General features: G+C 66.1%; 26 protein-coding genes. 14 read left to right on the forward strand and 12 right to left on the reverse strand.

The genetic code is table 11. The annotated features are described in order from the left end of the window. Positions 1-205: 205 nt before the first annotated feature. Positions 206-712 (forward strand): hypothetical protein, encoded by a 507-nt coding sequence (locus tag EPL01_RS19075; RefSeq protein ID WP_135826873.1) that lies wholly within the window; start codon positions 206-208, stop codon positions 710-712. Here the strand turns inward: EPL01_RS19075 and thiD are convergent. Further along, positions 709-2097 (reverse strand): bifunctional hydroxymethylpyrimidine kinase/phosphomethylpyrimidine kinase, encoded by a 1389-nt coding sequence (gene thiD / locus EPL01_RS19080; RefSeq protein ID WP_135826874.1) that lies wholly within the window; start codon positions 2095-2097, stop codon positions 709-711. The genes EPL01_RS19075 and thiD overlap by 4 nt on opposite strands. A gap of 149 nt (positions 2098-2246) precedes the next feature. On the opposite strand from thiD, the gene EPL01_RS21860 reads away from it, so the two are divergent. The 3 genes from EPL01_RS21860 (at position 2247) to EPL01_RS19090 (ending at position 3909) form a co-directional block, all read left to right on the forward strand. After that, a complete protein-coding gene (locus tag EPL01_RS21860) occupies positions 2247-2390 on the forward strand; it encodes a hypothetical protein (protein WP_168215956.1) in 144 nt (47 codons plus the stop codon). Positions 2391-2608: 218 nt separating this feature from the next. Continuing rightward, the gene (locus tag EPL01_RS19085) at positions 2609-2899 is read left to right on the forward strand and encodes a hypothetical protein (protein ID WP_135826875.1); all 291 of its coding nucleotides are present in this window, start codon (positions 2609-2611) and stop codon (positions 2897-2899) included. A gap of 47 nt (positions 2900-2946) precedes the next feature. Continuing rightward, entirely contained in the window at positions 2947-3909 is a 963-nt protein-coding gene (locus tag EPL01_RS19090) for an NOG1 family protein (RefSeq protein WP_135826876.1), read from the forward strand. 7 nt (positions 3910-3916) lie between these two features. On the opposite strand, the gene EPL01_RS21865 is transcribed toward EPL01_RS19090, so the two are convergent. Together EPL01_RS21865 and EPL01_RS19095 are read right to left on the reverse strand one after the other, a co-directional pair. Then, the gene (locus tag EPL01_RS21865) at positions 3917-4057 is read right to left on the reverse strand and encodes a hypothetical protein (protein ID WP_168215957.1); all 141 of its coding nucleotides are present in this window, start codon (positions 4055-4057) and stop codon (positions 3917-3919) included. Between the two features lie 166 nt (positions 4058-4223). Continuing rightward, complete coding sequence (locus EPL01_RS19095; protein ID WP_135826877.1) at positions 4224-5516, reverse strand: TIGR00341 family protein; 1293 nt, start codon at positions 5514-5516, stop codon at positions 4224-4226. Between the two features lie 140 nt (positions 5517-5656). On the opposite strand from EPL01_RS19095, the gene EPL01_RS19100 reads away from it, so the two are divergent. Beyond that, positions 5657-6937 (forward strand): TIGR00341 family protein, encoded by a 1281-nt coding sequence (locus tag EPL01_RS19100; RefSeq protein WP_135826878.1) that lies wholly within the window; start codon positions 5657-5659, stop codon positions 6935-6937. 32 nt (positions 6938-6969) lie between these two features. Here EPL01_RS19100 and EPL01_RS19105 read toward each other — a convergent pair whose 3' ends face one another. Together EPL01_RS19105 and EPL01_RS19110 are read right to left on the reverse strand one after the other, a co-directional pair. Continuing rightward, on the reverse strand, positions 6970-7794 hold the full coding sequence (locus tag EPL01_RS19105) for an SIMPL domain-containing protein (RefSeq protein WP_135826879.1): 825 nt from the start codon (positions 7792-7794) through the stop codon (positions 6970-6972). A 110-nt stretch (positions 7795-7904) separates the two neighbouring features. Further along, positions 7905-9209, reverse strand: coding sequence for a TIGR00341 family protein (locus tag EPL01_RS19110; protein WP_135826880.1), 1305 nt, complete (start codon positions 9207-9209; stop codon positions 7905-7907). 133 nt (positions 9210-9342) lie between these two features. On the opposite strand from EPL01_RS19110, the gene engB reads away from it, so the two are divergent. Next, positions 9343-9963, forward strand: coding sequence for a GTP-binding protein EngB (engB, locus tag EPL01_RS19115; RefSeq protein ID WP_135826881.1), 621 nt, complete (start codon positions 9343-9345; stop codon positions 9961-9963). On the opposite strand, the gene EPL01_RS19120 is transcribed toward engB, so the two are convergent. The 4 genes from EPL01_RS19120 to EPL01_RS19135 all read right to left on the reverse strand — a co-directional run bounded on the left by EPL01_RS19120 (position 9960) and on the right by EPL01_RS19135 (position 14873). Next, the gene (locus tag EPL01_RS19120; RefSeq protein WP_135826882.1) at positions 9960-10457 is read right to left on the reverse strand and encodes a hypothetical protein; all 498 of its coding nucleotides are present in this window, start codon (positions 10455-10457) and stop codon (positions 9960-9962) included. The two genes, engB and EPL01_RS19120, sit on opposite strands and share 4 nt — an antisense overlap. A gap of 141 nt (positions 10458-10598) precedes the next feature. After that, the gene (ddh, locus tag EPL01_RS19125) at positions 10599-11528 is read right to left on the reverse strand and encodes a D-2-hydroxyacid dehydrogenase (RefSeq protein WP_135826883.1); all 930 of its coding nucleotides are present in this window, start codon (positions 11526-11528) and stop codon (positions 10599-10601) included. Between the two features lie 302 nt (positions 11529-11830). Then, entirely contained in the window at positions 11831-13108 is a 1278-nt protein-coding gene (locus EPL01_RS19130; RefSeq protein WP_135826884.1) for an eIF2B alpha/beta/delta subunit family protein, read from the reverse strand. Between the two features lie 136 nt (positions 13109-13244). Continuing rightward, on the reverse strand, positions 13245-14873 hold the full coding sequence (locus tag EPL01_RS19135; RefSeq protein ID WP_210424195.1) for an Hvo_1808 family surface protein: 1629 nt from the start codon (positions 14871-14873) through the stop codon (positions 13245-13247). Positions 14874-14989: 116 nt separating this feature from the next. On the opposite strand from EPL01_RS19135, the gene EPL01_RS19140 reads away from it, so the two are divergent. From EPL01_RS19140 to EPL01_RS19150, 3 genes are all read left to right on the forward strand, one after another. Then, entirely contained in the window at positions 14990-15514 is a 525-nt protein-coding gene (locus tag EPL01_RS19140; protein ID WP_135826885.1) for a metallophosphoesterase family protein, read from the forward strand. A gap of 336 nt (positions 15515-15850) precedes the next feature. Further along, on the forward strand, positions 15851-16618 hold the full coding sequence (locus tag EPL01_RS19145; protein WP_135826886.1) for a coenzyme F420-0:L-glutamate ligase: 768 nt from the start codon (positions 15851-15853) through the stop codon (positions 16616-16618). Next, the gene (locus EPL01_RS19150) at positions 16605-17603 is read left to right on the forward strand and encodes a 5,10-methylenetetrahydromethanopterin reductase (RefSeq protein WP_135826887.1); all 999 of its coding nucleotides are present in this window, start codon (positions 16605-16607) and stop codon (positions 17601-17603) included. The genes EPL01_RS19145 and EPL01_RS19150 overlap by 14 nt, the downstream gene beginning before the upstream one ends. On the opposite strand, the gene EPL01_RS19155 is transcribed toward EPL01_RS19150, so the two are convergent. Then, the gene (locus EPL01_RS19155) at positions 17557-17766 is read right to left on the reverse strand and encodes a DUF8024 family protein (protein ID WP_135826888.1); all 210 of its coding nucleotides are present in this window, start codon (positions 17764-17766) and stop codon (positions 17557-17559) included. The two genes, EPL01_RS19150 and EPL01_RS19155, sit on opposite strands and share 47 nt — an antisense overlap. A gap of 232 nt (positions 17767-17998) precedes the next feature. On the opposite strand from EPL01_RS19155, the gene EPL01_RS19160 reads away from it, so the two are divergent. Next, on the forward strand, positions 17999-18217 hold the full coding sequence (locus EPL01_RS19160; RefSeq protein ID WP_135826889.1) for a DUF7573 domain-containing protein: 219 nt from the start codon (positions 17999-18001) through the stop codon (positions 18215-18217). Between the two features lie 63 nt (positions 18218-18280). Here the strand turns inward: EPL01_RS19160 and EPL01_RS19165 are convergent, their stop codons facing one another. Continuing rightward, positions 18281-18958 carry a TetR/AcrR family transcriptional regulator gene (locus EPL01_RS19165; RefSeq protein ID WP_135826890.1) on the reverse strand — a complete coding sequence of 226 codons (678 nt, stop codon included), beginning with the start codon at positions 18956-18958 and terminating at the stop codon, positions 18281-18283. 320 nt (positions 18959-19278) lie between these two features. On the opposite strand from EPL01_RS19165, the gene EPL01_RS19170 reads away from it, so the two are divergent. From EPL01_RS19170 to yciH, 4 genes are all read left to right on the forward strand, one after another. Continuing rightward, complete coding sequence (locus tag EPL01_RS19170) at positions 19279-20256, forward strand: AAA family ATPase (RefSeq protein ID WP_135826891.1); 978 nt, start codon at positions 19279-19281, stop codon at positions 20254-20256. Then, entirely contained in the window at positions 20256-21332 is a 1077-nt protein-coding gene (locus EPL01_RS19175; protein ID WP_135826892.1) for a DUF58 domain-containing protein, read from the forward strand. The genes EPL01_RS19170 and EPL01_RS19175 overlap by 1 nt, the downstream gene beginning before the upstream one ends. Further along, positions 21329-23626 (forward strand): transglutaminase TgpA family protein, encoded by a 2298-nt coding sequence (locus tag EPL01_RS19180; protein ID WP_135826893.1) that lies wholly within the window; start codon positions 21329-21331, stop codon positions 23624-23626. The genes EPL01_RS19175 and EPL01_RS19180 overlap by 4 nt, the downstream gene beginning before the upstream one ends. 273 nt (positions 23627-23899) lie before the next feature. Then, positions 23900-24193, forward strand: a complete 294-nt coding sequence (gene yciH / locus EPL01_RS19185; protein ID WP_135826894.1) for a stress response translation initiation inhibitor YciH — start codon at positions 23900-23902, stop codon at positions 24191-24193. A gap of 166 nt (positions 24194-24359) precedes the next feature. On the opposite strand, the gene EPL01_RS19190 is transcribed toward yciH, so the two are convergent. Further along, positions 24360-24743 carry a rhodanese-like domain-containing protein gene (locus EPL01_RS19190; protein WP_135826895.1) on the reverse strand — a complete coding sequence of 128 codons (384 nt, stop codon included), beginning with the start codon at positions 24741-24743 and terminating at the stop codon, positions 24360-24362. Positions 24744-24861 lie beyond the last annotated feature (118 nt).

Consider the following 24861-nt stretch of genomic DNA (forward strand, 5'->3'; position numbering starts at 1 on the left):
GTCCTCTCGGACGATGAGCTAAACGTTCCCGTCGAATCTCGGCGGTCACTCCCGTATCGAGGCGGTCTTCGTCTCCGACGACCCATAGTACCAAAATTTAGATAGGTACGGGGCGTTTATCTTTCGATACTCCTCTCGCTTAGAGATCCAAGTGTTCGATTTAGAGGTCAAAATACTAAAGCTGTTGAAGTATGCCGACTGACTCATGAACGAAGGTAACGACGTGACGGACGAGCAGAAGGAGACCGAGGACGAGACTGGAGGAGAGACGAAGAATGACGACCACGAACTCCCGTCCGAAGACCTCCAATACCCCGAGTTCGTCTTCGAGGAGGGCGAAATTGCCGACGACGGGAGCTTCGAACTCGACGCCGACCTCGACCGCGAGGAGTTACGCGAGTGGGTCGAGGACCTCGCCGGAGGACTGGCCAGCCACGACATCGCGGTCGAGTCCCCCGAGGGCTACGTCACGCTCGGGGTCGCCCCCGAAGGGGCCGAGCTGTCCTTCGACCCCGGCGAGGACGGCGTCGGCGACTTCGAGGTCACCGTCCAGATGCGCGCGAAGGCGATGTTCGTCGCCGACGACCCCGAGGGCGAGAAGGTCGGCGCGCGCGGCGGGAAGGGGTTCGTCCCCATCGAGGCGCTGACCGGAGCGGGCGAGAGCGAGGAGTTCCGGTGCTACAACTGGATAGACGCCCCGACGGACCCTTAGAGCGCGTCCAGCAACGCCAGCACGCGCTCGGTCACCTCGTGTCCATCCTCCGCAACCATCTTCACTATCGCCTCCTTGCCCACCTCGCCACGGTCCAGAACCGCAACCGGCGTCTCCTCGACCGACTCGAAGGCCCGTCGCGCACCCCACTGCATCGTGGACCCCTCGCGCTCTTTCACCTCGTCAGGCTCCGCCCCCCGGTCGTATTCGGCGACCTCCCAATCCAGCGAATCCAGCGCGGCCTCCACGTCCGAATCGAACCGGCAGTTCACGGCGAATCGCAGGTCCGGGTCGAACTCCCGGCAGGCCAGCAGGAAGCGCGCGACGTGGCTCGACGCGCCGAAGCGCACGCCCCGGTTGGGTTTGACGCCCGAGAACGTGCGGGTGATTCGTCCCTCGACGGCCGCCGTCTCGCCGGTCTCCTCGGCGTAGGGGGTCGCACCGACGACGTTCATCCCGACCTCGGGGACGAGGTCGGACACGTCCGCTTCGACAAAATTCTGGACTACGGCCCGTACCTCCTCGGCGGTAGATTCGCGCGCTGCCCGATTCCGAACTCCGACGGCGTGGTGGACCGCGCCCGGCCCCTCGCCGACGTCGAGATGGTACCTGACCGCGCGCTCCATGAAGTCTGCGCTCGCTTCGACCGTATTATTAAGGTTGTTCCCACGCGCGAGGAGGGCGGCGATTGCGGCCGAGAGCGTGCATCCCGACCCGTGGGTCGCGTCGGTCTCGACGCGAGGGTGGCGGAAGATTTCGACGCCCTCGTCGGTCACCAGCACGTCTCGAACTGTCTCGCCGGGGACGTGCCCGCCCTTCACGAGGGCGGCGTCCGCGCCCATCGACCGTAACTCCTCGCCCGCCTCGATGGCGGACTCCGTCCCCGCTATCGCCACGCCTGTCAGGACTTCCGCCTCGTCGGCGTTGGGCGTCACCAGCGCGGCCTCGGCGATTAGGTTCTCGTACGCCGCCTCGGCTTCCGGGTTGAGGAGTCGGTCGCCCGAGGCGGCGACCATCACGGGGTCCACGACGACGGGGAACTCCGCCCGGGCCGCGCGCTCGGCCACGGTGCGGACGATTTCCGCGGTGGCGAGCATCCCGGTTTTGGCGGCTCGCACGTCGAAGTCGCCGGTCACGGCGTCGATTTGGGCCGCGACCTCCTCGGCGGGGAGGACGTGCGTGGACTCGACTCCTCGGGTGTTTTGGGCGGTGACGGCCGTCACGGCGCTCGTCCCGAAGGCGTCGTGGGCCTCGAAGGTCTTGCAGTCGGCTTGCACGCCCGCGCCGCCGCCGGAGTCGCTCCCCGCGATGGTGAGTACGACTGGCTTTTCGGCCGGTGCCGGGATTCGCGTTTGAGACGTGGTCTGTCGGCTCTCGTCGCTCATTCACCCAGTGGTAAAATGGAGTGGTACTTAGAGGTAGCGTGTTTCCGAGAGTCGAGACGAATCGCTGGCAGTCGAAGTTCGGTCAGCGGCCCGTGAAAGTCTATTTCGGGCGAAATTTTATACCTCGGAGCGAAGAATCGGTAGTCACGATGAGCGAATCGGACCTGCCTCGGCACGAGTTAGAAGCTGACGACGGTGACGAGGGCAAGGAACACCCACTGAAGAAGGGTATCGAGGCGGCGAAAAACGGTGACACGGCGTCGCTCGAAGAGATTCTATCGAAGCTAGACTAACCCGAGCCTTTTTGTCCGGAAACGGGACGAAGGTGGCCTGCCGAGGTGGCCACTCTATTCCCCGAATCCACTCGCTCACGTCCGACGAGACCGTCGCAGTCTTCACTACTCCTGCCGAAAAGTCGCTCTTCGGGAAACTTAACCACAAACCGAATCTCCAGCGACGGTTCCTCTCTCGTTTGCACGACGCGCTGACTCATCCCGCTCCACAGACTTTCGTGGAGAAACCGTTCGAGGGCGTCCAGAATCTCGACCGGCTCAGAGCGGGCGACGTGATGCGGGCCTACTGCGTCTACGCCGACGAACCTCCGGAGTACAACGTCTTCTACCTGTTCCAAATCACGGACCACCGGTACGACCGGGAACCAGTACAGAAGTACGACCGAGACGCCGGAGAGGTCTTGGCGGAACTCCGGGGACTGGAGAGCGTCGCCGAAGCGAAAGCGTACCTCGACCGACGGGACGCCCACGACGCCACCGACGTGCGACGGATTCTCGACCATCTATGAGGCGCGTATGGACGCCCTTTTAAGCCCGCGAGACCCTATCTACGCCCATGATTTTCGAGAACCTGCCGACGACACCAACGTCGGAGGAACTCATCGACAAGGCCTTCTCGCGGGCCGCGCGGGCCGGACGCGCCAAGAGCGGCGCGGACGCCCAGCAGTCGATGCTCCAGACGGCATCCAACATCTTGAGCGACAACCTCCAGAACGTCGCCGCGGAGTGGCCGGACTTCGACGTGATAGACCCCTTCTACTACGAACTCGCCGACGCCATCGTGGACGTGGACGAACTGCGACAGAGCCTGTCGGAAATCCAGTGGGCCAGCCGCAAGACCCACAGCATCGGTCGGGAGTATCAGGGCAAGTTGACGGGAGACGCCGACGCGGACCGCAAGATTCGCAAGCAGGCGTTCGCCCGCCTCGCGGACATCGTCGAGGAGGTATCGGACGACCTGAATCGCGTGGGGCAAGCCCACCAGGACCTCCGGCGACTCCCCGAAATCGACCCCGACGAGCCGACCATCGTGGTCGCGGGCTACCCCAACGTCGGGAAGTCGTCGTTCGTCAACGAGGTCACCAACGCCCGGAACGAAATCGCGGAGTACCCCTTCACGACCAAGGGCGTCCAAATCGGTCACTTCGACCACCAGCGCATCCGCTATCAAATCGTGGACACGCCGGGCCTGCTCGACCGCCCGGAGGACGAGCGCAACGACATCGAGAATCAGGCCGTCTCGGCGCTGACCCACCTCGCGGACGCCATCCTCTTCGTCGTGGACGCCAGCGGCTACTGCGGCTACCCCCTCGAAGACCAGTTGGAACTTCGAGACGCCCTCGCCGAGCGGTTCGCAGACGTGCCGGTGCTGACGGTCGCCAACAAGTCGGACCTCTCGACCGACGTGGAAGCGGACGCCTACATGAGCGTCGAGAACGACGAGAACGTGGACGAGGTGCTGGACGCGGCGGTCGAGGCGGTCGGGTACGAACCCGAACTGCCGTTCGACGACGAGTAATCCAGCTTTACGAGAGGAACGCCTTACGGACCTCTTCCGTCGTCGGTGTCTCTCCCGCTGCAAACTCTTCTATCGCTCGGGTGAGTTCGTCGTGCCGTGGCTCCTCGTTTTCGTCACCAGAAAGGTCCGACGAGGTGTCGGCGGGCATGCGTTTTTGTTGGTGAGTACGACATGTAAATCTGCAGTGTCGGCCGGGTTTGGTATTCGGAACACGATAGGGAAGAATCACTCAAGTCGAGTCAACTCTGACCCGAGTGGGAAACAAGAACCTGCACTTAATCAGTAATATACTATCTTAAACCTTTTCTAGAATGCTACGAGCCGCCACTTGCTGTCGAGTTAGCGACCTGATAATCCACGAAGTAAACCTTGACTTTAGGCTCCTGCGCGGTCGCGGAGTCGATTCGGTTCTGCAATCTGGTCGCCAGCTCCGGATACTCGCGGTCGGTCGTGCGACTGATGGTAACCGTGACGGTCTCGGTCGTGAGTTGACTCCCGGTGAAGCCGTACTGGGTGTTGGTCGAGACGTAGGTCAGGTTCGCGTAGGCCGGGTTGTCGAGGACCGAACTCACCTCCTGATTGACGGCACGCTCGTAGGTAATTTGCTGGTAGGTGGCGAACCCCGCCCATCCGGCGACGAGGAGAACCCCGACGACGAACACTCCGGTGATAGCGGCCTCTCGGCTGTCCTCGAACGACAGCAAGTTCGGCTCGAACCCCTCCGGTCGGTAGCCCAGATACCAGAGCGTGACGAACGCCGAGAGGTTGATGCTGACGACCGAGACGAGGAGCAACACCAGCGACCCGACCGCGACGACCGGGAAGCCCCAAATCGTGGCGATGCCGACCGCCGCGGCGGCCGGAATCAGCGCCGCCGCAATCATGACGCCGATGAGCGAGGTCGGTCCCTTGGTCGTCACGCCGAACGCCGAGGCGCTCCCGGCGGCGAGTCCGACCGCGACCGTGAGGAGACTCGGCGCGACCCGGGAGCTAATCTGGGCGAGCGCCGTAATCTGCATCTGCGGGACGAACGAGAACGTCTTGAGCAGGTAGCCGAACGCGATGGACGCGACGACCGCGACGCCGAGGCCGAGCGCCTGCAAGCGAACGCTGTCCAACAGCATCTCCCGGTCGCCGGTGACCGCGCCGACGCTCGCGGTGAGGACCGGTCCGACCATCGGCGCGATGACCATCGACCCGACCACGACCGCGGCCGAGTCAACCAGCAGTCCGGCGGTGGCGATGACGGCGCTCAGGAATATCATCCAGACGAACGAGAACTGGTCGCGGGCCATGTCGCGGGTCTTCGACCGGAGTTCCTTCTGGGTCAGCGGGTCGAAGTCGTCGGCGTATCGGTTCTCCAGCGTCTCCATCGTCGGCGTCGAGGCGGTCTCGGCGTTCCCCATGACGGTGTAGTTCTCGTCTTCGAGACCCGCCTCGCGGAGCGCGTTCATCACGTCGCCGATGCCGTCACTCGGAATCGGAAACTCCAGTAGGACTTCGTCCCCCTCGTCTTCGAGGACGACGTACTCGATGTCGCGCTCGACGAGCGTCTTGACGACTGGGCCGCGTCGCTCGTCGGCGACGAGGACGTGAACTAAGCGCACGTGCAATCCACGGTTTTACGAGCCAAAAGCGTTCAGGCCCAGTTTGCAGGTCGAATAGCTCCGACCCGATTCGGGCAAAGCGCGCTCAGGCCCGATTCGGGCGCAAGAACCTTTGTGCCGGAACGAGTCGTGGCGGCCAGATGCGGATTGTCGAAGTTCTGGTGCCCGACTCGCGCCGCGACGACGTGCTGGCCGTCCTCCGAGACGAGCGAGTCGATTACGTCGTCACCGCCGAGGAGACCGACAGGGACGCCTCCCTCATCCGGTTTCCGCTCCCCAAGCAGGCGGTCGAGACGGTCCTCGACAAACTGCGGGACGCCGGACTCTCCGAGGACGACTACACCGTCGTCGCCGCCGCCGAGTCGGCACAGACGCCTCACTACGACGAGTTAGAGGAGAAGTACGTCGAGGGCAACGAGGAGGACAGCCGAATCGCCCACGAGGAGATTCGCGCCACCGCCCTCGACATGACGCCCGACGACGTGACCTACTACGCGATGACCCTGCTGTCGGCGGTCGTCGCCACCGCGGGCTTGCTGCTGGACTCGCCAGCAATCGTCGTCGGGTCGATGGTCATCGCGCCGCTGGTCGGGTCGGCGATGACCGCCAGCGTCGGCGTCGTGCTGAACGACCGGGATATGGTTCGCCACGGCGGGGCCGCCCAACTCTACGGCCTCGCGCTCGCCGTCGTCGGTGCGCTGGTGTTCACGGGCCTGCTCCGGGCGACCGGGGTCGTCCCCGCGGCGCTGGACGTGACGACAATCGCCCAAGTCACCAAGCGGGCCTCGCCGGGCCTGCTCTCGCTGGTCGTCGCGCTCGCGGCCGGTGCCGCCGGAGCCTTCGGTCTGGCGACCGCGCTCCCGGTCTCGCTCGTCGGCGTCATGATTGCGGCCGCCATCGTTCCCGCGGCGGCCGCGGTCGGAATCGGACTGGCGGCGGGTCAGCCGGAGGTCGCGCTCGGCGCGGGAAGCCTCCTCGTGGCCAACACCCTCGCCATCAACGTCGTCGGCGTCGTCGTCCTCCGACTCTTCGGCTACCGGCAGACCCACGCCCCCGACAATCTCCGACCGGCGAGTCGGACGGTTCGTATCGCCGCCACCGCGCTCGTCCTGCTGACGGCCGCGGGAGCCGGGGCGGTCCTCTTCCAGCAGATGGCGTTCGAGAACACGACCAACGAGGCGGTCGGCGAGGCGCTCTCGCAGGAACAGTACGACGAACTCGAACTGCGTGCGATTCAGGCCGAGTTCAACGACCGCGGCGCGTTCGACTCCAACCAGCGCGTGACCGTGGTCGTCGCCAGACCGACCGACAGCCCCTATCCGAATCTGGCCGACGAAATCGCGCGCCAACTCTCCCGGCGAATCGACCAGCGCGTCAGCGTCGAAGTCGAGTTCGTCGAGCGCCAGCGAGCGACCGCCTGAAACCGGGCGGAAGCCCGCTGACGTGGTGTTTTCTACCCGGTCGCGTTGTACGTCACCGACACCTGCGCGCTGACGGTCACGGGACCCGACTCGATGCTGGTCTGGCCGCCGCCGCCCGCGTCGGCCGACAGCGCCTCGGCTCTGACCGGACTGAAACTCACGTCGCCGGTCGAGGCGGTGCGGACGCCGACGACGGTCAGGTTCGCGCTCTCGGCGACGACGTCGGCGTCGGCCCGCGCGTTCTCCATCGCGTTCCGGAGCGCGTCGGCCCGGACCTCTCGGCGGCGCTCGTCCGAGAGGGTGAGTTCGACGCTATCGACCTGACTGGCCCCGTTCGAGACCGCCACGTCGATGACGGCTCCCGCCCGGTCCACGTCCGAAATCGTGATTTCGAAGGCGTGGATGCCCCGGAATCCGGCTGGCTCTCGCTCGCCGTCGTCTCGGCGGTACTCCTGGTCGATAGCGTACCGGACCGTCCGAATCTGGTCGTCGGAGATGCTGGCGTTCCGGAGGGCCTCGCGCATCTGCGTGGCGTTTTCGGCGAGTTGCTCGCGGACCGCGTTGGCGTCGTCGCCTCGCGCGAGGACCGCGACTCGCAGGACCGCTTGGTTCGGTTCGGCTTCGGCCTGCCCGGCGGACGAGACGCTGATCGTCTTGCCGCCCTCCCCTGCTTGCTGAGTCTGCGTTTGCGTCTGCTGGTTCTGTGCCTGCTGGCTCTGCGATTGTTGATTCTGCGCTTGCTGGTTCTGTTGCTGTGGCTGTGCGCTCGCGTCAGTCGTCGGTGCGAAACTGCCAGCGCATCCGGCGGTGACCAACAGGAGCGCGACCCCCACTGCTGCGAGTATTCTCCTCGTCATCGCCAGTCGGTACGTCGCTATCCGACAAAAATTTCTGTATGAGTGAAATGCCGATTTGACCTACCAATCGACGGTCTCACTCACGAACCGACGGCATCCGACAGTATCGCTCACGAACCGACGGTCTCGTACTCGACGTACCGGACCTGCACGGTGACTGGGTGGTCGGTGTTCCGACTGATGCGTCTGTTCAACTGTTCGGCGAGGTCCGGATACTCCTCGCCGGGCGGGTGACCGATGGTGATGACGACCGTCTGGGACTGGTCGAACGGAAGCGCTCTGGCCTGCTCGAAGGTCATCTCGAACAGCTTCGCCTCCTCGTAGGGCGTCCCCTGCTGGCCGACGAGTTGCCCGACCTCGTCGTGGACCTGATTCTGGAACTGGGCGTTCTGGATGGTGGTGAAGGTGACGCCGCCGAGGAACAGCGAGAGGACGGCGATGGCGACGACGAGAATCCCGGCACGCTTGAACAGCGTCGACCGGGTCTGGTTGAGTTGGAACCAGCTTTTCGGCCCGTAGTCGAGATACCAGAGGACGACGAGGCCCGCGAGGTTGATGGAGAGGATGTTGACGAGGACGAGGACGAGCGAACTCACCGCCGCGAGCGGCTGTTGCCACGCGATTGCGATGCCGACCGCGGCGGCGGGCGGCACGAGCGCCGCGGCAATCATCACGCCGACGATGGCGACCGAGACGCCGGAGGCGAGGCTGAGGACGCCCGCCGCGCCAGCGCCGAGTGCGACCGCCAGCGAGAGGAAGTCCGGCGTCAGCCTGCCGCTGACCTGCGAGATGGTCAGGATGTCGGTCCCCGGCGGGACGAGAAAGCCGTAGCGCACCCCGATGGCGAACAGCGCCGCCGAGGCGATGGCCGCGAAGCTGCCGATGAACTGGTACTTGACCCCGCGGTGGAACAGTTGGGTGTCACCGAGGACGGTGCCGACGCTCGCGCCCATCGCCGGGCCGATGAGCGGCGCGATGACCATCGACCCGACCACGACCGCCGGGGAGTCCAGCAGCATCCCGGCGGTGGCGACCACGGAACTGATGACGGTCATCGCCACGAACGTCGGGAACTCGGGGGTCATCTCGCGGGCCTCGGTGCGTATCTCCTCGCGGGCGATGGTCGTGGGGTCGGAGTTCTCCTCGGAGAATCGCTTCTCCAACTCCTCGTACTGGCGGGAGGTGTCGGTCTCGGCGTCGATGATGACCGCGTGGGGGTCCTCGCCGAGTCCGGCGTCCTGTAGCTTGTCCAGAATCGGTTGGACCGCGGCGGTCGGCAAGGGAAAGTAGGCGATGGCGGTGTACTCTCGACCGCTGGTCTCGTCGGTCAGCATGTAATCGACGCCCTCCTCTTCGAGGACGTTCGAGACCAACTCTCGCTTACCCGCCGGAATCGAAACCTGCACGAGCCGCATATGACTTCCAGAAGGCACGGAAGGGGTAAATAAGCCGTGGCACGGGGTGGAACCCGGCGACACGAATCCCCACCGGGCCGCGACCGATTCCAGAAACCACACCCGTTAAACCCCGTCGCGGGCTACTACGGGTATGTTCGAGAGTCGCCCGGACCGCGACGCGGAAGTCGTCTTCGTCGGCCGGTCGAACGTCGGCAAGTCCACGCTGATGCGCGAAATCACCGGTCACACCTTCGACACCGGGAGCAAGCCCGGCGTCACGCGCTCGCCCAACCACTACGACTGGGCCAGCGAGGACTTCGTGCTGACCGACCTGCCGGGGTTCGGCTTCATGTCCGGCGTGCCCGAGGAGCAACGCGAGCAAATCAAGACCAACATCGTGCGCTACGTCGAGGAGAACGCCGACAAAATCCTCGTGGGCGTCCTCGTGGTGGACGGCAAGAGCGCGGTGGACATCATCGACCGCCACTCGGGCGAGGACGAGGTCCCCTACGACGTGGAGATGTTCTACTTCCTCCGGGACGTGGGCATCCCGGTCGTCGTCGCGGTCAACAAGATGGACAAGGTGGACGACGAGGACGAGCGCCTGAACGAGTTGTGCGATAGGCTGGGTCTGCATCCGCCGTGGAAGCAGTGGCAGGACACGATTGCGCCGATTAGCGCGAAACGGGGGAACGTCGATGCGTTGAACGAGGCCGTGAAGGACCACCTGCACGACGCCAAGCGTGACGACCTGCTGAAGTTCTTCTCCTAGGGGTCTGTTCTTGGTTTGACGTACGACTCGTCCAAAAGTCGGACCTCCTCTCCGCACTCTCCAAGGACTCCATCGAGTCGGGGCAGTCCGAGCAAATCGCAAAGCGAATCGTCCAAATCGACCGCGCGAAGAACGAACTTCGGGAGAACAAGGAAGAGATCTCCGAGGAGATTGCCAGAATCATCGCCGAGCGAGTCGGCGATTCGATTTCCAAACAGGCCGAGAACGAGGCGAAGACGCTCGTAGACAATCTCGTCGCCGAACTCGAAGACGAAGCCGAGGTCGAGCGTGAGACAGCCGAATCGCCCGGTGATTTCTGGACGGACGTCGAACAGACGACGGGAATCACCAAACAGAATGGCGACGTAATTCTTCGAGACGACGAAACTGCGGCCGAACAACTTCGAAATTTCGTCGGCTTCCTGTACGACGAGGACTATTTTGACGAGTCCGACCTTCCGGGTGAGTCCGGTCGCACCCGGTATATTCTCCACACAGAACCTGCACATAAAGGGGATAAGGAGATGCTACAGCCGAACGAAGTGCGTCGCGGAATCTACGTTGAGATGCATAACAACACCGAGCAAAAAAAGCGATTTATCCAGAAGCTCACAGAGAAATTTGCTTAGGACTGCTTACACCACCCGATTCACCATCTCCTCTCCTTCCTCCACCCGCGAGACGTTCGTCCGGACCAACTCCGCGATGTGCCGGTAGTAATCCCGCTCCGCGGCGGCGCGGTGAGGAGTCACGATGACCTCGTCCATCTCCCACAGCGGCGAGTCCTCGGGGAGTGGTTCCTCCTCGAACACGTCGAGACCGGCACCCGCGATTTCCCCATCACGGAGCGCCGCGACCAGTTCGTCCTGCACGACCACCGGCCCGCGGGCGACATTGAGGAGGTAGGCGTCGTCGTCCATCGCGGCGAACGCCGCGGCACCGACCAGTCCCTCGGTCTCGTCGGTCAGCGGGACCGCCAGCGCGACGAATCTGGCGTCGGCGACCGCCTCGTGGAGGTCCTCGGGCGTGTAGACCCTGCGGGTGTGGGGCGTCTCCTCGCCCGAGCGCCGGACGCCCACGACCTCCATCCCGAGGGCGTCGGCGCGCTCGGCGATGCCGCGACCGAGGGTGCCCAGACCGACGACGCAGAGGCGCTCGCCGTCGAGGGTGAACGGTTCGTCCCACGCGGGGTGGCCCCACTCGTGGTCCTCTTGCGCCCGGACGTAGGTGTGGAGGCGGCGGGCGAACGACAGCATCAGGCCGACCGCGAACTCGCCGACGCTGGTGTCGTGGATGCCCGTGCTGTTGGTCAGCGCGACGCCGGACTCCTCGAAGGCGTCGAGCGGGAAGCGGTCGTAGCCCGCCTGAATCGAGTGAATCCAGTCGAGGTCGGCGTCGAGAAAGACCTCGGAGTACGCGAAGGTGACGAGCGCGTCGCAGTCGCCGAGTTCGTCGTCGCCGACGACCGGGACGGCGAGGTCGGCGTCGTCGAGCGCATCGCGGAGTCGCTCGGGCGGGAAGACGGCGCTCACGGACTCGTGGATTCCGAGACGCTGGAGGTCCATACCGACGCCTGCGGCGCGAGCGCGGTTGTATCTTCGGGTCGGGGAACTCGGGGTCGGGAGTCGAGGTCGCGGTGATTGCGCCTCGAATAACTCTGCAACCCCTAAACAATTGTATAGTGGTGTATAGAAATTGTCTTTCCGTCTCAGAGAGCGTGGTTCGTCAGGAACGGTGGTTCGGTGGAAATCCCTCGTCACAAGGGGCTCGGTGGGGGTAACTGCTCGTCATCACCACCACGTAGTACTCTGCGGTCGATTCCCAAAAGGGGCACGTATTTGGTCGGAACCTCTCGCAAAGGCCCGGCCTACTCACACTCCTCGTCGCGCCACCCCGAGAAACGCTGCAACTCTCTGTCCACTTCCCCGATTTCCTCGACGTTCAGCACTCCGCGCTCGGTAATCACGCCCGAAACCGCGTCGGCGGGCGTCACGTCGAAGGTCGGATTCAACACTTCGATACCGGTGTCTCCGTCGTACACTTCGCCGGGGTCGCCGTCCTCCAGATGGACCTCGTCGTCGGTCCGAATCTTGTCGCTGGCGGCGACGGCGTAGCAGTCGATGCCCTCCCGAGTCGCGGCGACCGCCGCGGCCCGAGTGCCGGTCTTGTTCACCACGCGCCCGTCCGGCAGCACCGCGTCCGCGCCGACGACCACCGCGTCCACCTCCTCGGTCGCCAGCACGTGCCCGATTGCGGCGTCGGTGAGGAGCGCCACGTCGGGGGCGTCTTCCATTCGCGCCAACTCCTCGGCCACCCCGACGCCCTCCCGGGCCGGACGCGACTCGGCGACCAGCACGCGGTCGGCGGCCGGGAGCGCGTCCAGCACGGTCCCCGAGCGCGAGAGGGTCAGGACCGACGCGCCGCGAACCTCGTCGGCGGCGTTCTCGGCGGCCTCCTCGTCGGCGCGAAACGCTCGCTCGATTCCCTCGCGGGCGGCCTCCTCGACCGCCGACGCCGTCTTTCCGCCGTCCTCCGCGGCCTCGCTCATCGCGCGATTGACCCGGTTCCCGACCACGGCCATGCTCGGCCGGGCGTCCAGCAGTCGCTCGGCGATGGCGGCGAGCTGTGGCCACCGCTCGGGGTCGGGGTCCCGCTCCGCGAAACTCCCCGCCCTGTCGCGCAGGACCTCCAGCGCCCGGACCGAGAGGTACGCGGAGCCGTGGTCCGAATCCCCGGCGAGTTGCTGGATGGTCGGGCCGACCCGCGAGTAGGAGGTCCAGAGTTGGGGCACCGTCTCGCGCCGCAGCATCTCGGTCGGGTGGACCCACTCGAACTCGGCGGTCTCCCAGTCGGTCCGGGGGTCGCGCCGGTCGCAGTCGAACAGGTAGGGGTGGACGACCCACCTGGTCTCTAAGTCCGAATCATCGAACTCGAAGGTGACGCCCTCTCGCGCCAGCGAACAGGCGTCGAGGAGTCCCGTCTCCTCCTCGATTTCCTCGCGCGCGGCCCGATTCGGGTCGCCCTCGGCGTGGCCCGCAATCCCGCCCCACTTGCCGGGGTAGGAACCGACCTCCTCGGAGCGCCGGAGCAGAAGCACTTCGCCGCGATTCCGCAGGAAGCAGGTGACGACGTGGGTTTCGTCCATGCTCGACAGGTCACTTCCGAGCGGCTTGAAACTCCGGTCTGTGCGTCGAGGTGTTTGTCGAGAACGATTACCGAGAATACCGAAAAGAGTTTTCTGAAGCCCCTGCCCGGTCGCGGTCGAAAGAAGAGACCCCGGCTTACGCCGCCGCGGTCGTGGTCTCGTTCTCGGTCGTCTCGCGTTCGGTCGTCTCGTTTCCGTCCGTTTCGTCGCCCGACGCTCCGCCGTCAGTCGTCGCGTTCGCCGCCGAAATCGGGCCGACGTCCGACCGGACCGCCGAGAGCTGGCCCATGGTCGGCGCGTTGACGATAGTGACGTTTCGGCCGCTCACGTCGATGTAGAAGGCGTCCTCGAAGCCGCCCTGCGGGATTCGCCAGACGTTCGGGCCGACCTGCTCGCCGCCCCAGTATCTGAGAACTCGCTGGTAGCCCGCGACGAACTGCTGGGCCTGCTGGGGCGAGTCCCACGCCAGTCGCCAGACGTAGCCGAACTCCCCGGCGTCGTTCTCGTAGACGTGGAGTCGGTCGCCGTCCCACCCGGTCGAGTAGTTCGACTCGTAGGACAGCGGGTCGAAGTCGCTGACTTCGCCCGACTGGTTGTAGTCGAACCACTCCGCGGCCGGGACGATTTGGGTCTGGCCCCGACTGTCGTAGTACGGATAGACGAACATCATCATCACTCCGGCCTCGCCGAGGCGGGCGTATCCGGCCCGGTCGGGCGCTCGGACGCGCTCCCAAGACTCGCTCGCGGTGTCGGTCAGCGTCACGTTGGTCGGCGGGTCGCTCCGGTACCGGAGCGGATGGATGACCTGCTCGGTACTCGCGGGCGGGTTCTCGTAGAGCGCGTTGACCGCGTCCCACCCGCCGACGTTGCGCACCATCCGGACGAACGACGGGCCGTCGCTGTAGGGCTGGAACTTCAGGAGGTAGACGCCGATGTTGGCGAGTTGCCCGCCACCGCCTCGCTCCGGGCGGTCGAGACACTCCCACCCTGCACCGCACTGGCGCTCGTAGAGCGTCTCGACGTAGCTGGCGTCGCCCTCCACGACGCCGCTGATAGCGTTGACCTCGTCGCGGAAGTCCGAGTCGAGTTCGGCCCCCGAGAGGTTGAACTCCTGGTCCTGCCAGGCGTGAATCAGTTCGTGAGCCAGCGTCAACTCGTCGATTCGGAGGTCCTCGGGACTCTCGGCGATGACCACGATTTCGTCCTGTCGCGGACTGTAGTAGCCGAGGACGCCGCTCCCCGTGTTCCGGTTCTGGACCGCGATGGAGTCGGCCGACTCGTTGACGAGGAGTAGGGCTTCGAACTTCACGTTATCGAAGGCTCGAAGCCCCGGCGAGGCGTTCCGACCCTCCTGTTGCTGGCGGAACTCCTCGCGGCTGACGACCGACACGGGCACCGACTGATTGAACTCGACGCACCGAATCGCCTCGACGCGGGCCATCGTCCGCGCGACGATTGCCTCGCGCTCGTCCTGCTGTACTCCGTCTTCTTGGTTCACGTCGATAGATTCGTCGTACCAAATCCCGTTCTCCCACCCCTTCACGTCGGAGTCCGGGTCCGCCCCGTCCTCCGGCGGCGTCGCCGCGCAGGACTCCTCGGCACTCTGCTGCCCGTTCTGTACGTTCGCGGCCGGACTCGCCCCGTCCAGATTCTCAGTCGAAGTCGTCGCGCTCGCTGCGCCGCCGAGCGTCGCCCCCGAAACCCCCGACGCGAGGAGTACGACCGTGAACAGCACTGCTGTCGATTCTCTGCTTCGTGATAGCATTCACCACACCCCCGTCGGTATCCACGGACGCATCCTGCAAAAGACCACTGGGGTGTCGCGCCGAATCGGTCGCGCCCGCCTCCACGTTTTTCCCGGCCGAAGCCGAACGAGAGCGTATGACCGAAATCGCAATCGTCAGCGACACGCACATTCCATCGCGCGCAGGACGAGTCCCCGACTGGGTCGCCGACCGGATTCAAACGGCCGACCACACCATCCACGCGGGCGACTTCGACAGTCCCGAGGCCTACGAGACGATTGCGGACCTCGCGGGCGAGAGCTTCACCGCCGTCACGGGGAACATGGACTCCGGGTCGCTCGACTTGCCGAAGGTCGCCACGGTCGATATTCAGGGCACGACATTCGTCGTGACTCACGGCACGGCCCCGACGGCCGAGGAGTACGAGGAGACCATCGCCGAGGTCGTCAGCGAAGAGTTGGCCGGGCCGGGCATCGCGGTGGCGGGCCACACCCACGAAGTCGTAGACGGCGACATCGAGGGGATTCGGTTCCTGAATCCGGGGAGCGCGACCGGGGCCTCGCCCGCCGAGCGCGAGACGATGATGACCGTCGAGATTATCGAGGGCGAGGTGGACGTTCGGGTGTTCGCGGAGGACGAGGAAATCGAAAGTAGCGACTGACCTTGAGTCGGTCTTTCGATGGGACGAGTCAGTTGTCGGTCTTTCGCTGGTGGGTCGAGGGAGAGGGAAGCTAGCTTCAGGCTTGAACACAGGAGTCTACCGCACCGCCCCGCCACCGCACCTCGTCCTCCCCAACCTCCTGCGCTCCTCGGGGTTCGCGTTCGCTCACACCCTGCGGTCCTCGTCCCTCGCGCGAGGGATGCGCGCAGTTCTGCGCGCATCCCCGCGCGCCGACCGCAGCGGAATCCGAACTGAAGAATTCGAACACCCGTCGAATTTCTGTCTCGTTTGCCCGTTTCGGGCGGGTTTTTACCGTCCACGCGCCAACCTCCGGGCATGAACGTGTTCGCGGTACCGGGACTCCCCGAGGTCCGGCCGGGCGACGACATCGCCTCGCTGGTGTCCGAGCGCGCCGATCTCCGAGACGACGACGTACTGCTGGTCGCCAGCACCATCGTCTCGAAGGCCGAGGGCCGACGCGCCGACCTCGCTGATTTCCCGGCGGGACCTAGAGCGAAGGAAATCGCCGAACGACTCGAAGAGATTTCCGGCGAGGAGAAAGACCCCCGGTTCGCGCAGGCCGTGCTGGAGGAGAGTACCGAGATTATCGTGGAAGCGCCCTTCCTGCTGACCGCCACCAAGTTCGGTCACGTCGGCGTCAACGCCGGTATCGACCGGTCGAACGTCGGGGACGGAGAGAGCGATTTGCTCTTGCTCCCCGAGCGACCGAGCGAGAGCGCCGACCGAATTCGCCGGAATCTCGACGCGAATCCCGCGGTCGTCGTGACCGACACCTCCGGGCGGCCCTTCCGTCACGGTCAGCGAGGAGTCGCGCTCGGCTGGTCCGGCATCCCGGCGAGTCGGGACTGGCGGGGCGAGACCGACCGCGACGGCCACGAACTCGAAGTCACGGTCGAGGCGGTCGTGGACGAACTCGCGGCCGCGGCGAACCTCGTGACCGGCGAGGGCGACGACGGCCTCCCGGTGGCGGTCGTCCGCGACTGGGAGTTCGGCAACCACGAGGGCAGTAACAACCTCTACCGCGACGTTGACGGCGACTTCGTCCGGCAGGCGCTCAGGGGGTGGGAGTTTGCTGGGAATTGAACTCACGCCCGAGCATCCCGTCGGAGAGCTGGTCGAAATCGGCCAGAAAGCCGAGGAGTCGGGCTTCGACGCGCTGTTCGCCAGTTGCCACTACAACAACCGCGACCCATTCGTGGTGCTGGACCGGGTGGCCGCGGCGACCGAGGACCTCCGGGTCGGGCCGGGCGTGGCGAACCCCTACGAGACCCATCCGGTCTCGCTCTCCTCCCGAGTCGCCACGCTGGACGAGGTCAGCGACGGCCGAGCGGTCTGCGGCCTCGGCGCTGGCGACCGCTCGACGCTCACGAACCTCGGGTTCGAGCGCGATAAGCCCCTCCGGCGGGTGCTGGAGGCGATGAAAGTCTCCCAGAAGCTCTGGGCTGGCGAGCGCGTGAACCACGACGGGACGTTTCAGGCCACCGACGCCGCGCTCAACTACCCCGAGGCGGTCTCCGAGATTCCGGTCTACGTCGGCGCGCAGGGGCCGCACATGATTCGGATGGCCGCGAAACACGCCGACGGCGTGCTGGTCAACGCCTCTCATCCGAAGGACTTCGAGTGGGCCGACCAGCAGGTCGAGAAGGGACTCGCGGAGCGCCCCGACGGGCGAGGCGGCCGCGAGGCGTTCGACTTCGCGGCCTACGCCAGCGTCAGCGTCGCCGAGGAGGCCGAGGCCGCCCGCGAGGCCGCCCGACCTCCCGTGGCGTTCATCGTCGGCGGTTCCGCCCCGCCGGTCCTCGACCGCCACGGAATCGACCGCGAGGCGGCGGAGGACATCGGCGCGAAAATCGAGTCGGGCGACTTCTCGGGCGCGTTCGAGGCCGTCACGCCCGAGATGATAGACGCCTTCTGCATCGCTGGCACGCCGGAGACCGCCGCGGAGAAAATTAGTGGTGTGCTGGAGTACGCCGATAGCTTCGTCGCCGGGTCGCCGCTCGGCCCGGACCCGAAAGCGGCGGTCAGCCTCGTTGCTGAGGCGGCCGACGACCCGCCGTCTCGGGGATGAACAGGTCCAGCACCGCGCCAGCGGTCAGATACGCGAACACAAGCACCGAGCCGGTCACGAGGATGAATCCCATCGCCATGAGCAGGATGGACGTCGGGAAGGCGAACGCGGCGTCGCTGAAGTAGCCAACCATGTCCACGATGTTCTGGATGATACTCGCCATACCGGAAGTGTGTGGCGGGGGTACTTGTTTGATTCGTCTGCGTTCGGGTAGTTGACGGGAGTAGTGGCTTCGAAGGTGCTTCTGCGGTTACGAGGTTCGCGCGATTCTCTATAGAGAAACAATTAGGTTTGGATAGGAATTATATCTATTTTCTTAACGTATCTATATACGTCCATATCGTCCATCCCCCGTCTCCGCTACCCTTACGACGGGGGCCTGCGTAGACCCGTGCGTGCCCGAGGACGCATCGCTCGACGCCTTCGATTCAGAGAACGCCGACGCCGAATCCGCCGCCGACGAACCACCTACCGCCGACCCCGCCGTCTCCACTTTCGACTGGTCGCCGGAGGGCGGCGAGTGCGCCGACTGCGGCGAGTCGGTAGCGCGCCGCTGGCGGGCCGACGGCGAGCGCGGCGGGGAGTTAGTCTGCGCCGACTGCAAGGAGTGGTAGGTCGGTTCGGCGCGACCGCGGTCGCGCCGAACCGACGGGAGTTTCGGCGACGGAGCGAGTCGGCTACTCGCTCGCGCCGCTCGGCTGGCCCGAAGAGGCCTCGACACTCGACGCGACGCGATTCGACCGCGAGCCGTCGGCGAGGAGATGGGTCTCGACGTACTCGTCCAGTTCCGCGCGGACCGACCGGGCGGTCGCCGGATTCTCCGTCGTGACTCGCTCGGTTATCCGGCCGTTGAGGACGGTGAGTAGGAACGACGCCGCCCGCTCGGGGTCGACCTCGCGGAAGACGCCCTCCTCTATCCCGTCGGCGATGATGCCGGTGATGTGGTCGCGGAAGAACTCGTTGTTCCTGCTGAACTGGTCCTCGTAGGCCTCGTGGCTGACGGCCTGCGCGCGGAGTTCCACGAGGACGCCGAGGAACTCCTCGTCCACGTCCGAGTCCGGGTCCACGAGGGTATCGAACAGGCCCTCGAGTCGCTCGTCGGCCCGACCGTCGCCTTCCGTCCGCGACATGTTCTCCTCGAAGTGGTCGAGGGCGAATTCGAGGAAGCCGGTCAGCAGGTCGTCTTTGCCGTCGTGGTGGTGGTAGAGGAGCGATTTGCTCTTCCCGAACTCGTCGGCGATGCGCTGGATGGTGAGGTCGGCGTATCCGTACTCGGTCAGCGCCTCGTACGTCGCCTCCATGATTTCGGTGCGCGTGTCGTCCGCCGCTCGTTCGAAGAGACCTTCTGGAGGCATCGATTGAGTCCGTAAATAAGTCCGAGGGCGTTATCAAACCCCGTGATACGCCTCCGGTGCGCGACGCGTTGGTACGACACCGCGAGCACGGCCGGTCGCGCTTCGCCCGAATGACCGTCGCTCCGAGCGTTCGACCGTCCCACAAGCATTCGACCATCGCCCGAGCGACCGACCGCCGCCCGACGCCGGTTCGAAAACGTCGAAGCCGGGACAAAAGTTTCAAAGGTGGACGCGAAAGGTACGTGGTAGTACACGCACGCTTCGGCGGCCTGCCGTCCGGTCGCCGCGTTTCTCGCCCTCTGCGTGCCACCGAACTATCCATGACGGAAGCCAATCCCCCAACGCGCCGAACCGACCCGAACCCCGACCCGCTGCCGGTAGACGAGGCCGCGGCCGTCGCCGACCGAGTGGTCGAGAACGTCGAGCGGGTCATCGTGGGCCACCACGACGTGACCGAACACATCGTGACCGCCATCCTCGCGCGCGGTCATCTCTTGCTCGACGACGTGCCCGGCGTCGGCAAGACGATGCTCGCCCGGTCGCTCGCCCGCTCCATCGACTGTGAATTCTCCCGCGTCCAGTTCACGCCAGACCTGATGCCGACCGACGTGACCGGCGTGAACGTCTTCGACGAGCGAACCCGGGAGTTCGAGTTCCGGCCCGGTCCCGTCTTCGGCAACGTGGTGCTGGCCGACGAAATCAACCGCGCGCCGCCCAAGACCCAGTCGGCCCTGCTGGAAGCGATGGAGGAGGCCCAGGTCACGGTCGACGGCGAGACGTACAAACTCGACCAACCGTTCACCGTCATCGCCACCCAGAACGACGTGGAGGCCGACCGGACCTACGAACTCCCCATCGCCGAAATCGACCGGTTCGCCAAGCGACTGACGCTGGGCTACCCCTCGCCCGAGGACGAATCGGAGGTCCTCCGGCGGGTCACGGGCGGCCACCCTATCGAGGAACTCGACGCCGTGGCGACCGCCGAGGAGGTAATCGCGGCCCGCGAGACGGTCGCCGACGTGACCGCCGAGGAGGCGGTTCGGGACTACGTCACCCGACTCGCCAACTACACCCGCGACCACGCCGACCTCGGGGTGAGTCCGCGGGGGTCCATCGCGCTCCTCCGGTCCGCCCAAGCCCGCGCCGTCCTCGACGGTCGGGACTACGTGGTCCCCGACGACGTGCAGTCGGAGGCCGAGGCCGTCCTCGCCCACCGGGTCCGGACCGGCGCGGAGTCGGCGGCCCAGTCCGGCCGCGAGTTGATAGCCGAGGCGCTCGATTCGGTTCCGGTGGAGTGATGCTGACGCGACGTGGATGGGCGCTGGCGCTCGCCGCGGTCTTCGCGTTCGGGATGGCCGCGTGGTTCAGCGCCCGCTCGTTGAACGCGGTCGTCGGCCCCGCGCTGGTGGCGCTCGCGGCCGGATGGCTCCAGCTCGAGCGCGCCAGCCAGCCGGACCTCCGGACCCGGACGCCCGACTACGGCTTCGCTGGCGAGACCGCCACCGTCTCGCTCGACTTCGACGCTGACACGCCCCTCTCCGGAAGCGTCCGGCTCGAATCCGGCGACGGCCTCGACGTACAGAACCCCGAAGTCGAGACGACCGTCGCCGACGACGCCATCGACTTCGACGTGGCGCTCCGCCAGCGCGGCGTCCAGTCGGTCGGTCCGGTCGAGGTCGTCGCCGAGGACGTGCTGGGCGTCTGGTCGGAGACCTACACCTACCCGGTCACCAGCGAACTCGTCGTCTTCCCTCAGATTCACCGCCTGCGGGACGCCAGCGACCTGACGGCGCTCCACCGGGAGTTCGGTCTCGGCGGCAGGGACCGATTCGAGCAACTCCGCGAGTACGAGCGCGGCGACCCCCTTCGGGACGTGCACTGGAAGTCCAGCGCCAAGCGCGCCGACGGCGACCTCGTGGTGATGGAGTTCGAGGCCAACGAGGAGCGCGAGCAGGTCGAACTCCTCGCGGAGGCCGAGGGCGGCCGGATGGACGACGTGGCCGAGGCGGCCGCCAGCGTCCTGACGTACCTGCTGGACGCCGGGCTCGCGGTCGGCCTGACGGTCCCCGGCGGCCGGGTCGAACCCGGCGCGGGCGAGGGCCACCGGACCGAACTGCTCACCCTGCTGGCCCGGTCGAACCCCGGCACGGTCAGCGACCGCCGACGAGACGGGGCCGACGTGCTGGTGCAGGGCCGGACCGACGAGGAGTCGGTCACGGTCACCGTCGGCGAGCGCACGGTCACGTTCGACCAGTTGTCGGGCGGGGCGTCTGGCGGTCCGTCCCCGGACGCCGGAAGCGAGCCGAACGCCAGCGACGAGGCGAGCGCGCCCGCCGAGTCTCCGGCCTTCGCCGACGGAGGTGAGCGCCGATGAGCGCCGATAGCACCCCCTCCGACGCCTCGGTCAAGAATCGGCTCAGTCTCGGCGACGCGTCGGTGTCGTACCACCACCTCGCGGTCGGGTCGCTCGCGGTGCTGATGACGACGTACCTGAGCGTCCTCTTCCACGTCACCGACATCGTGGGCGGGACGACGACCCTGCTGGGCCTCGTGGCCGCGACGTTGCTCGCGGGGACGCTAATCGCTCGGCGACTCCGGCCCAAGCAGGCAGTAGTGCTTGCCGCGGTCCTGCTCGCGCTCGGACTGGTCGGCTACTATCTCGCGGTTCCCAGCGCCTACCTCGTGGCGATGTCGCTGGGCAAGGTCGTCTCGGACAACGTGGCGCTGTTGACCGGCCTGTCGGTCCTCCGGATGACCGAGGTCGGCGCGTGGGCGCTCGGGGTCGCCCCGGCGATGGTGTTCGCGCCGTGGTACCTCGTCCTCCGGCGGCGCTACGCGCTGGCGGTCGGCGCGGCCGGGACCGCGATGGGATTCTTCGTCCTGACGGGCGACCTGAGCAGCTTCCTGACGCTGGTCGGGATGCTCGCGGTGACCGCGACCCTCGGGTTCGGGACCTTGGCGCGCCGAGGCGGCACGCCAGAGCAGGTCGATACCCTCGCGGTCGTGCTGGTGGCGATGATACTGCTGGCCTCGACGGTCACCCTCGTCCCCGGCGGCGGCGCGAGTCCAATCCTGCCCGGCGGGGGCGGCACCCCGACGGTCGAAGACGCGTTCGTCAGTAACGGCGAGCGGATGTCCATCGTGGGGTCGATTCGGCTCTCGCCGAAGGTCCGGTTCACCGTCGAGTCCGAGGAGCCGGGCTACTGGCGGGTCGGTGCCTACGACCGATACGACGGCAACGGCTGGATTCGGACGGGCGAGGCCAGAGACTACGGTCCCCAGCCCGCGCCGCCGGGCCGGTCGCGGGCGGTCGAGCAGACCGTCACCGTGAAAGCCGAGCGCATGGCGGCGATGCCCGCGATGTGGCGACCGACGCGGCTGGAGTCGGGCGACCGGGACAACACGCGAGTCAGTCCGCTCGGCGCGTTCGACCCGGTGGGCGCGCTCCGCGAGGGCGAACAGTACACGGTCGTGAGTCGGGTCCCCGACCCATCGGAGCGTCAGCTTCGGGACGCGGGCACCGACTACCCGGCGCGCATCGAGAACCGGTATCTCCAACTGCCGGGGAGTTCCGAAGACCGGATTCGCCAGCGAACGAACCGCGTCGTCGAGGCGGCCGACGCCGAGACGCCCTACGAGAAGGCTACGGCCATCGAGGGGTGGCTCGAATCGAACAAGAGCTACTCGCTGGAGGTCTCCCGGCCCGACGGCAACATCGCCGAGAGCTTCATCTTCGAGATGGAGTCGGGCTACTGCACCTACTACGCCACCTCGATGGTGACGATGCTGCGGTCGCAGGGCGTCCCCGCGCGGTTCGCGGTGGGGTACGTCTCGGGCCAGCGCGTCGCCGAGGACGAGTGGGTCGTCCGCGGCCTCGATTCCCACGCGTGGGTCGAGGTCTACTTCCCCGACGTCGGATGGGTCCGGTTCGACCCCACGCCGGGCGGCCCGCGCGAGCAGGCAGAGAGCTCGCAAATCGAGGCGGCCCGCCAGAGCAACGTCTCGAACGTGGACACCGACGAGAGCGAGGAGGGCACGTGGACCCCGACCACCACCGAGACGACGACCGTCTCGGGCGGTAACGAGACGACCAGCCCCGACGGGAACGCCACGACCGTCCCCTCGACGCCCGCAAGCGGCGGACTCGGCGACCGTCAGCCCATCAACCCGGGCCGAGGAGCCTCCAACGAGACGTTCGGCGGGTTCACCACCACGAGCGGCGGCACGGTCGGCGAGGAGGAAGACGACGAGTCCGGCGGGATTCCAATCGGCCCGCCGTCGCGCGAGCAGACGATTCTCGGCGGTCTCGTGGCCGTCGGCCTGCTCGCGGCGGGTCGGCGGTCGGGGACGCTCGAACGCCTCCGGCGGGCGGTCTGGCTCCGGTGGCAACCCCGCGAGGACCCCGAGACCGACGTGTCGCGGGCGTTCGACCGGCTCGAGTATCTCCTCGGTCGGGAACACCGCGAGCGACGGCCGGGCGAGACGCCCCGCGAGTACCTGACCGCGCTGGAGGAGACGACCGACCTCGACGACCGAGCTACTCGCGTCGGGTCCATCTACGAGCAGGTCCGCTACGCCGGTGACGCCGACGACGGACTGGCGGACGAAGCGGTCTCGCTCGTGGACGAGTTGGTCAGCGACCGCCGGGGTCTCCTCGGCGCTCGCTGACTCGTCGGTGGTGTCGAGAAGCGGACCCACTCGTGCGTATCGCTCGACGCCACAGCCGACCCCCTGGCGGACTGAAAGGGCGACCGCGAACCGCGCGAGGGCTTTCGAGAAGACTTTCGTTTTGGTTCGGTTGTCTTATTTGAACACTATCCAGACACCGGGCGAGAGTATTTATTTCTCCTTCCGCGCAGTTCGCGCTCGGTTTCTCTCGGGCTTCAGGCCGGGGAATTAGCGACACAGTTTTGTACCCCTACGACCAATTCCCGAATTGTAATGTCGGAAGTGTGCTCGACGTGCGGGCTGCCTCAAGAGCTCTGCGTCTGCGAGGACGTTGCCAAAGAGTCTCAGCAAATCAACATCCGCATCGACGAGCGACGCTACGGTAAAGAGGTAACGATAATCGAAGGATTCGACCCCAAGGACGTCGATCTGGACAGTCTGTCCTCGGACCTCAAGTCCAAGTTCGCGTGCGGCGGGACTGTCGAGGAAGACCAGATAGAGCTCCAAGGCAACCACACCGGGCGCGTCGAGGATTTCCTGCGTGACAAAGGGTTCAACGTAGCCTAACGTTCACGCCGGTTTTGCGCTGTCGAAAAGGGTCAACGAGTGGCAACTGCGTTCGGCGACCCGGAGCGTTGCGACGTTTCTCCGCGGTCTCCTTCTCGTCCGGTCAAGCAAGCAAAAAGATTGTCTAGAAAACTAAATCGTTTCTTAGAGACAACTATAGGATGGTCTAGAACGGCGCGTCCGGGCCCTCGGTCACGTCGCCGGATTCGTCGGTCGCGTCGCTTTCGGCGTCCGACCGTTCCAGTCCGTACTCCCACTCGTCCAGTCCGCCAGCCATGCTCTCGACGCGGGCGTCGTCGGGCACGCCCTCGTAGGACGAAATCAGTCGCGCGGCCTGCACGCTGGATTTCCCGTGCGGGCAGACGGTGACGACGCGCTCCGCGCCGTCGAGGCGCTCGACTTCGTTGGCGAGCGCGTGGAAGGGGATGTTCTCGCTGTCGGGGATGTGCCCGCGCTCGAACGCTGGTTCGGGTCGGATGTCTACGATTCGGACCGCCTCGCCAGCCTCCAAGAGTTCGCGTACCTCCTCTGGAGAGATTTCGGCGTCCATCGGCTTGCGTTTGGCTTTCCGACCGAATAAGCCCCGCGGTGGAGGCCGTTCGCGGTCGGGGTCCTGTTCCCGCTACGGACAACTGCTGGCGACATCGACGCCGTTCCGGTCGGCCGGG

This window comes from Halorussus ruber, assembly GCF_004765785.1.
Taxonomy (GTDB): domain Archaea; phylum Halobacteriota; class Halobacteria; order Halobacteriales; family Haladaptataceae; genus Halorussus; species Halorussus ruber.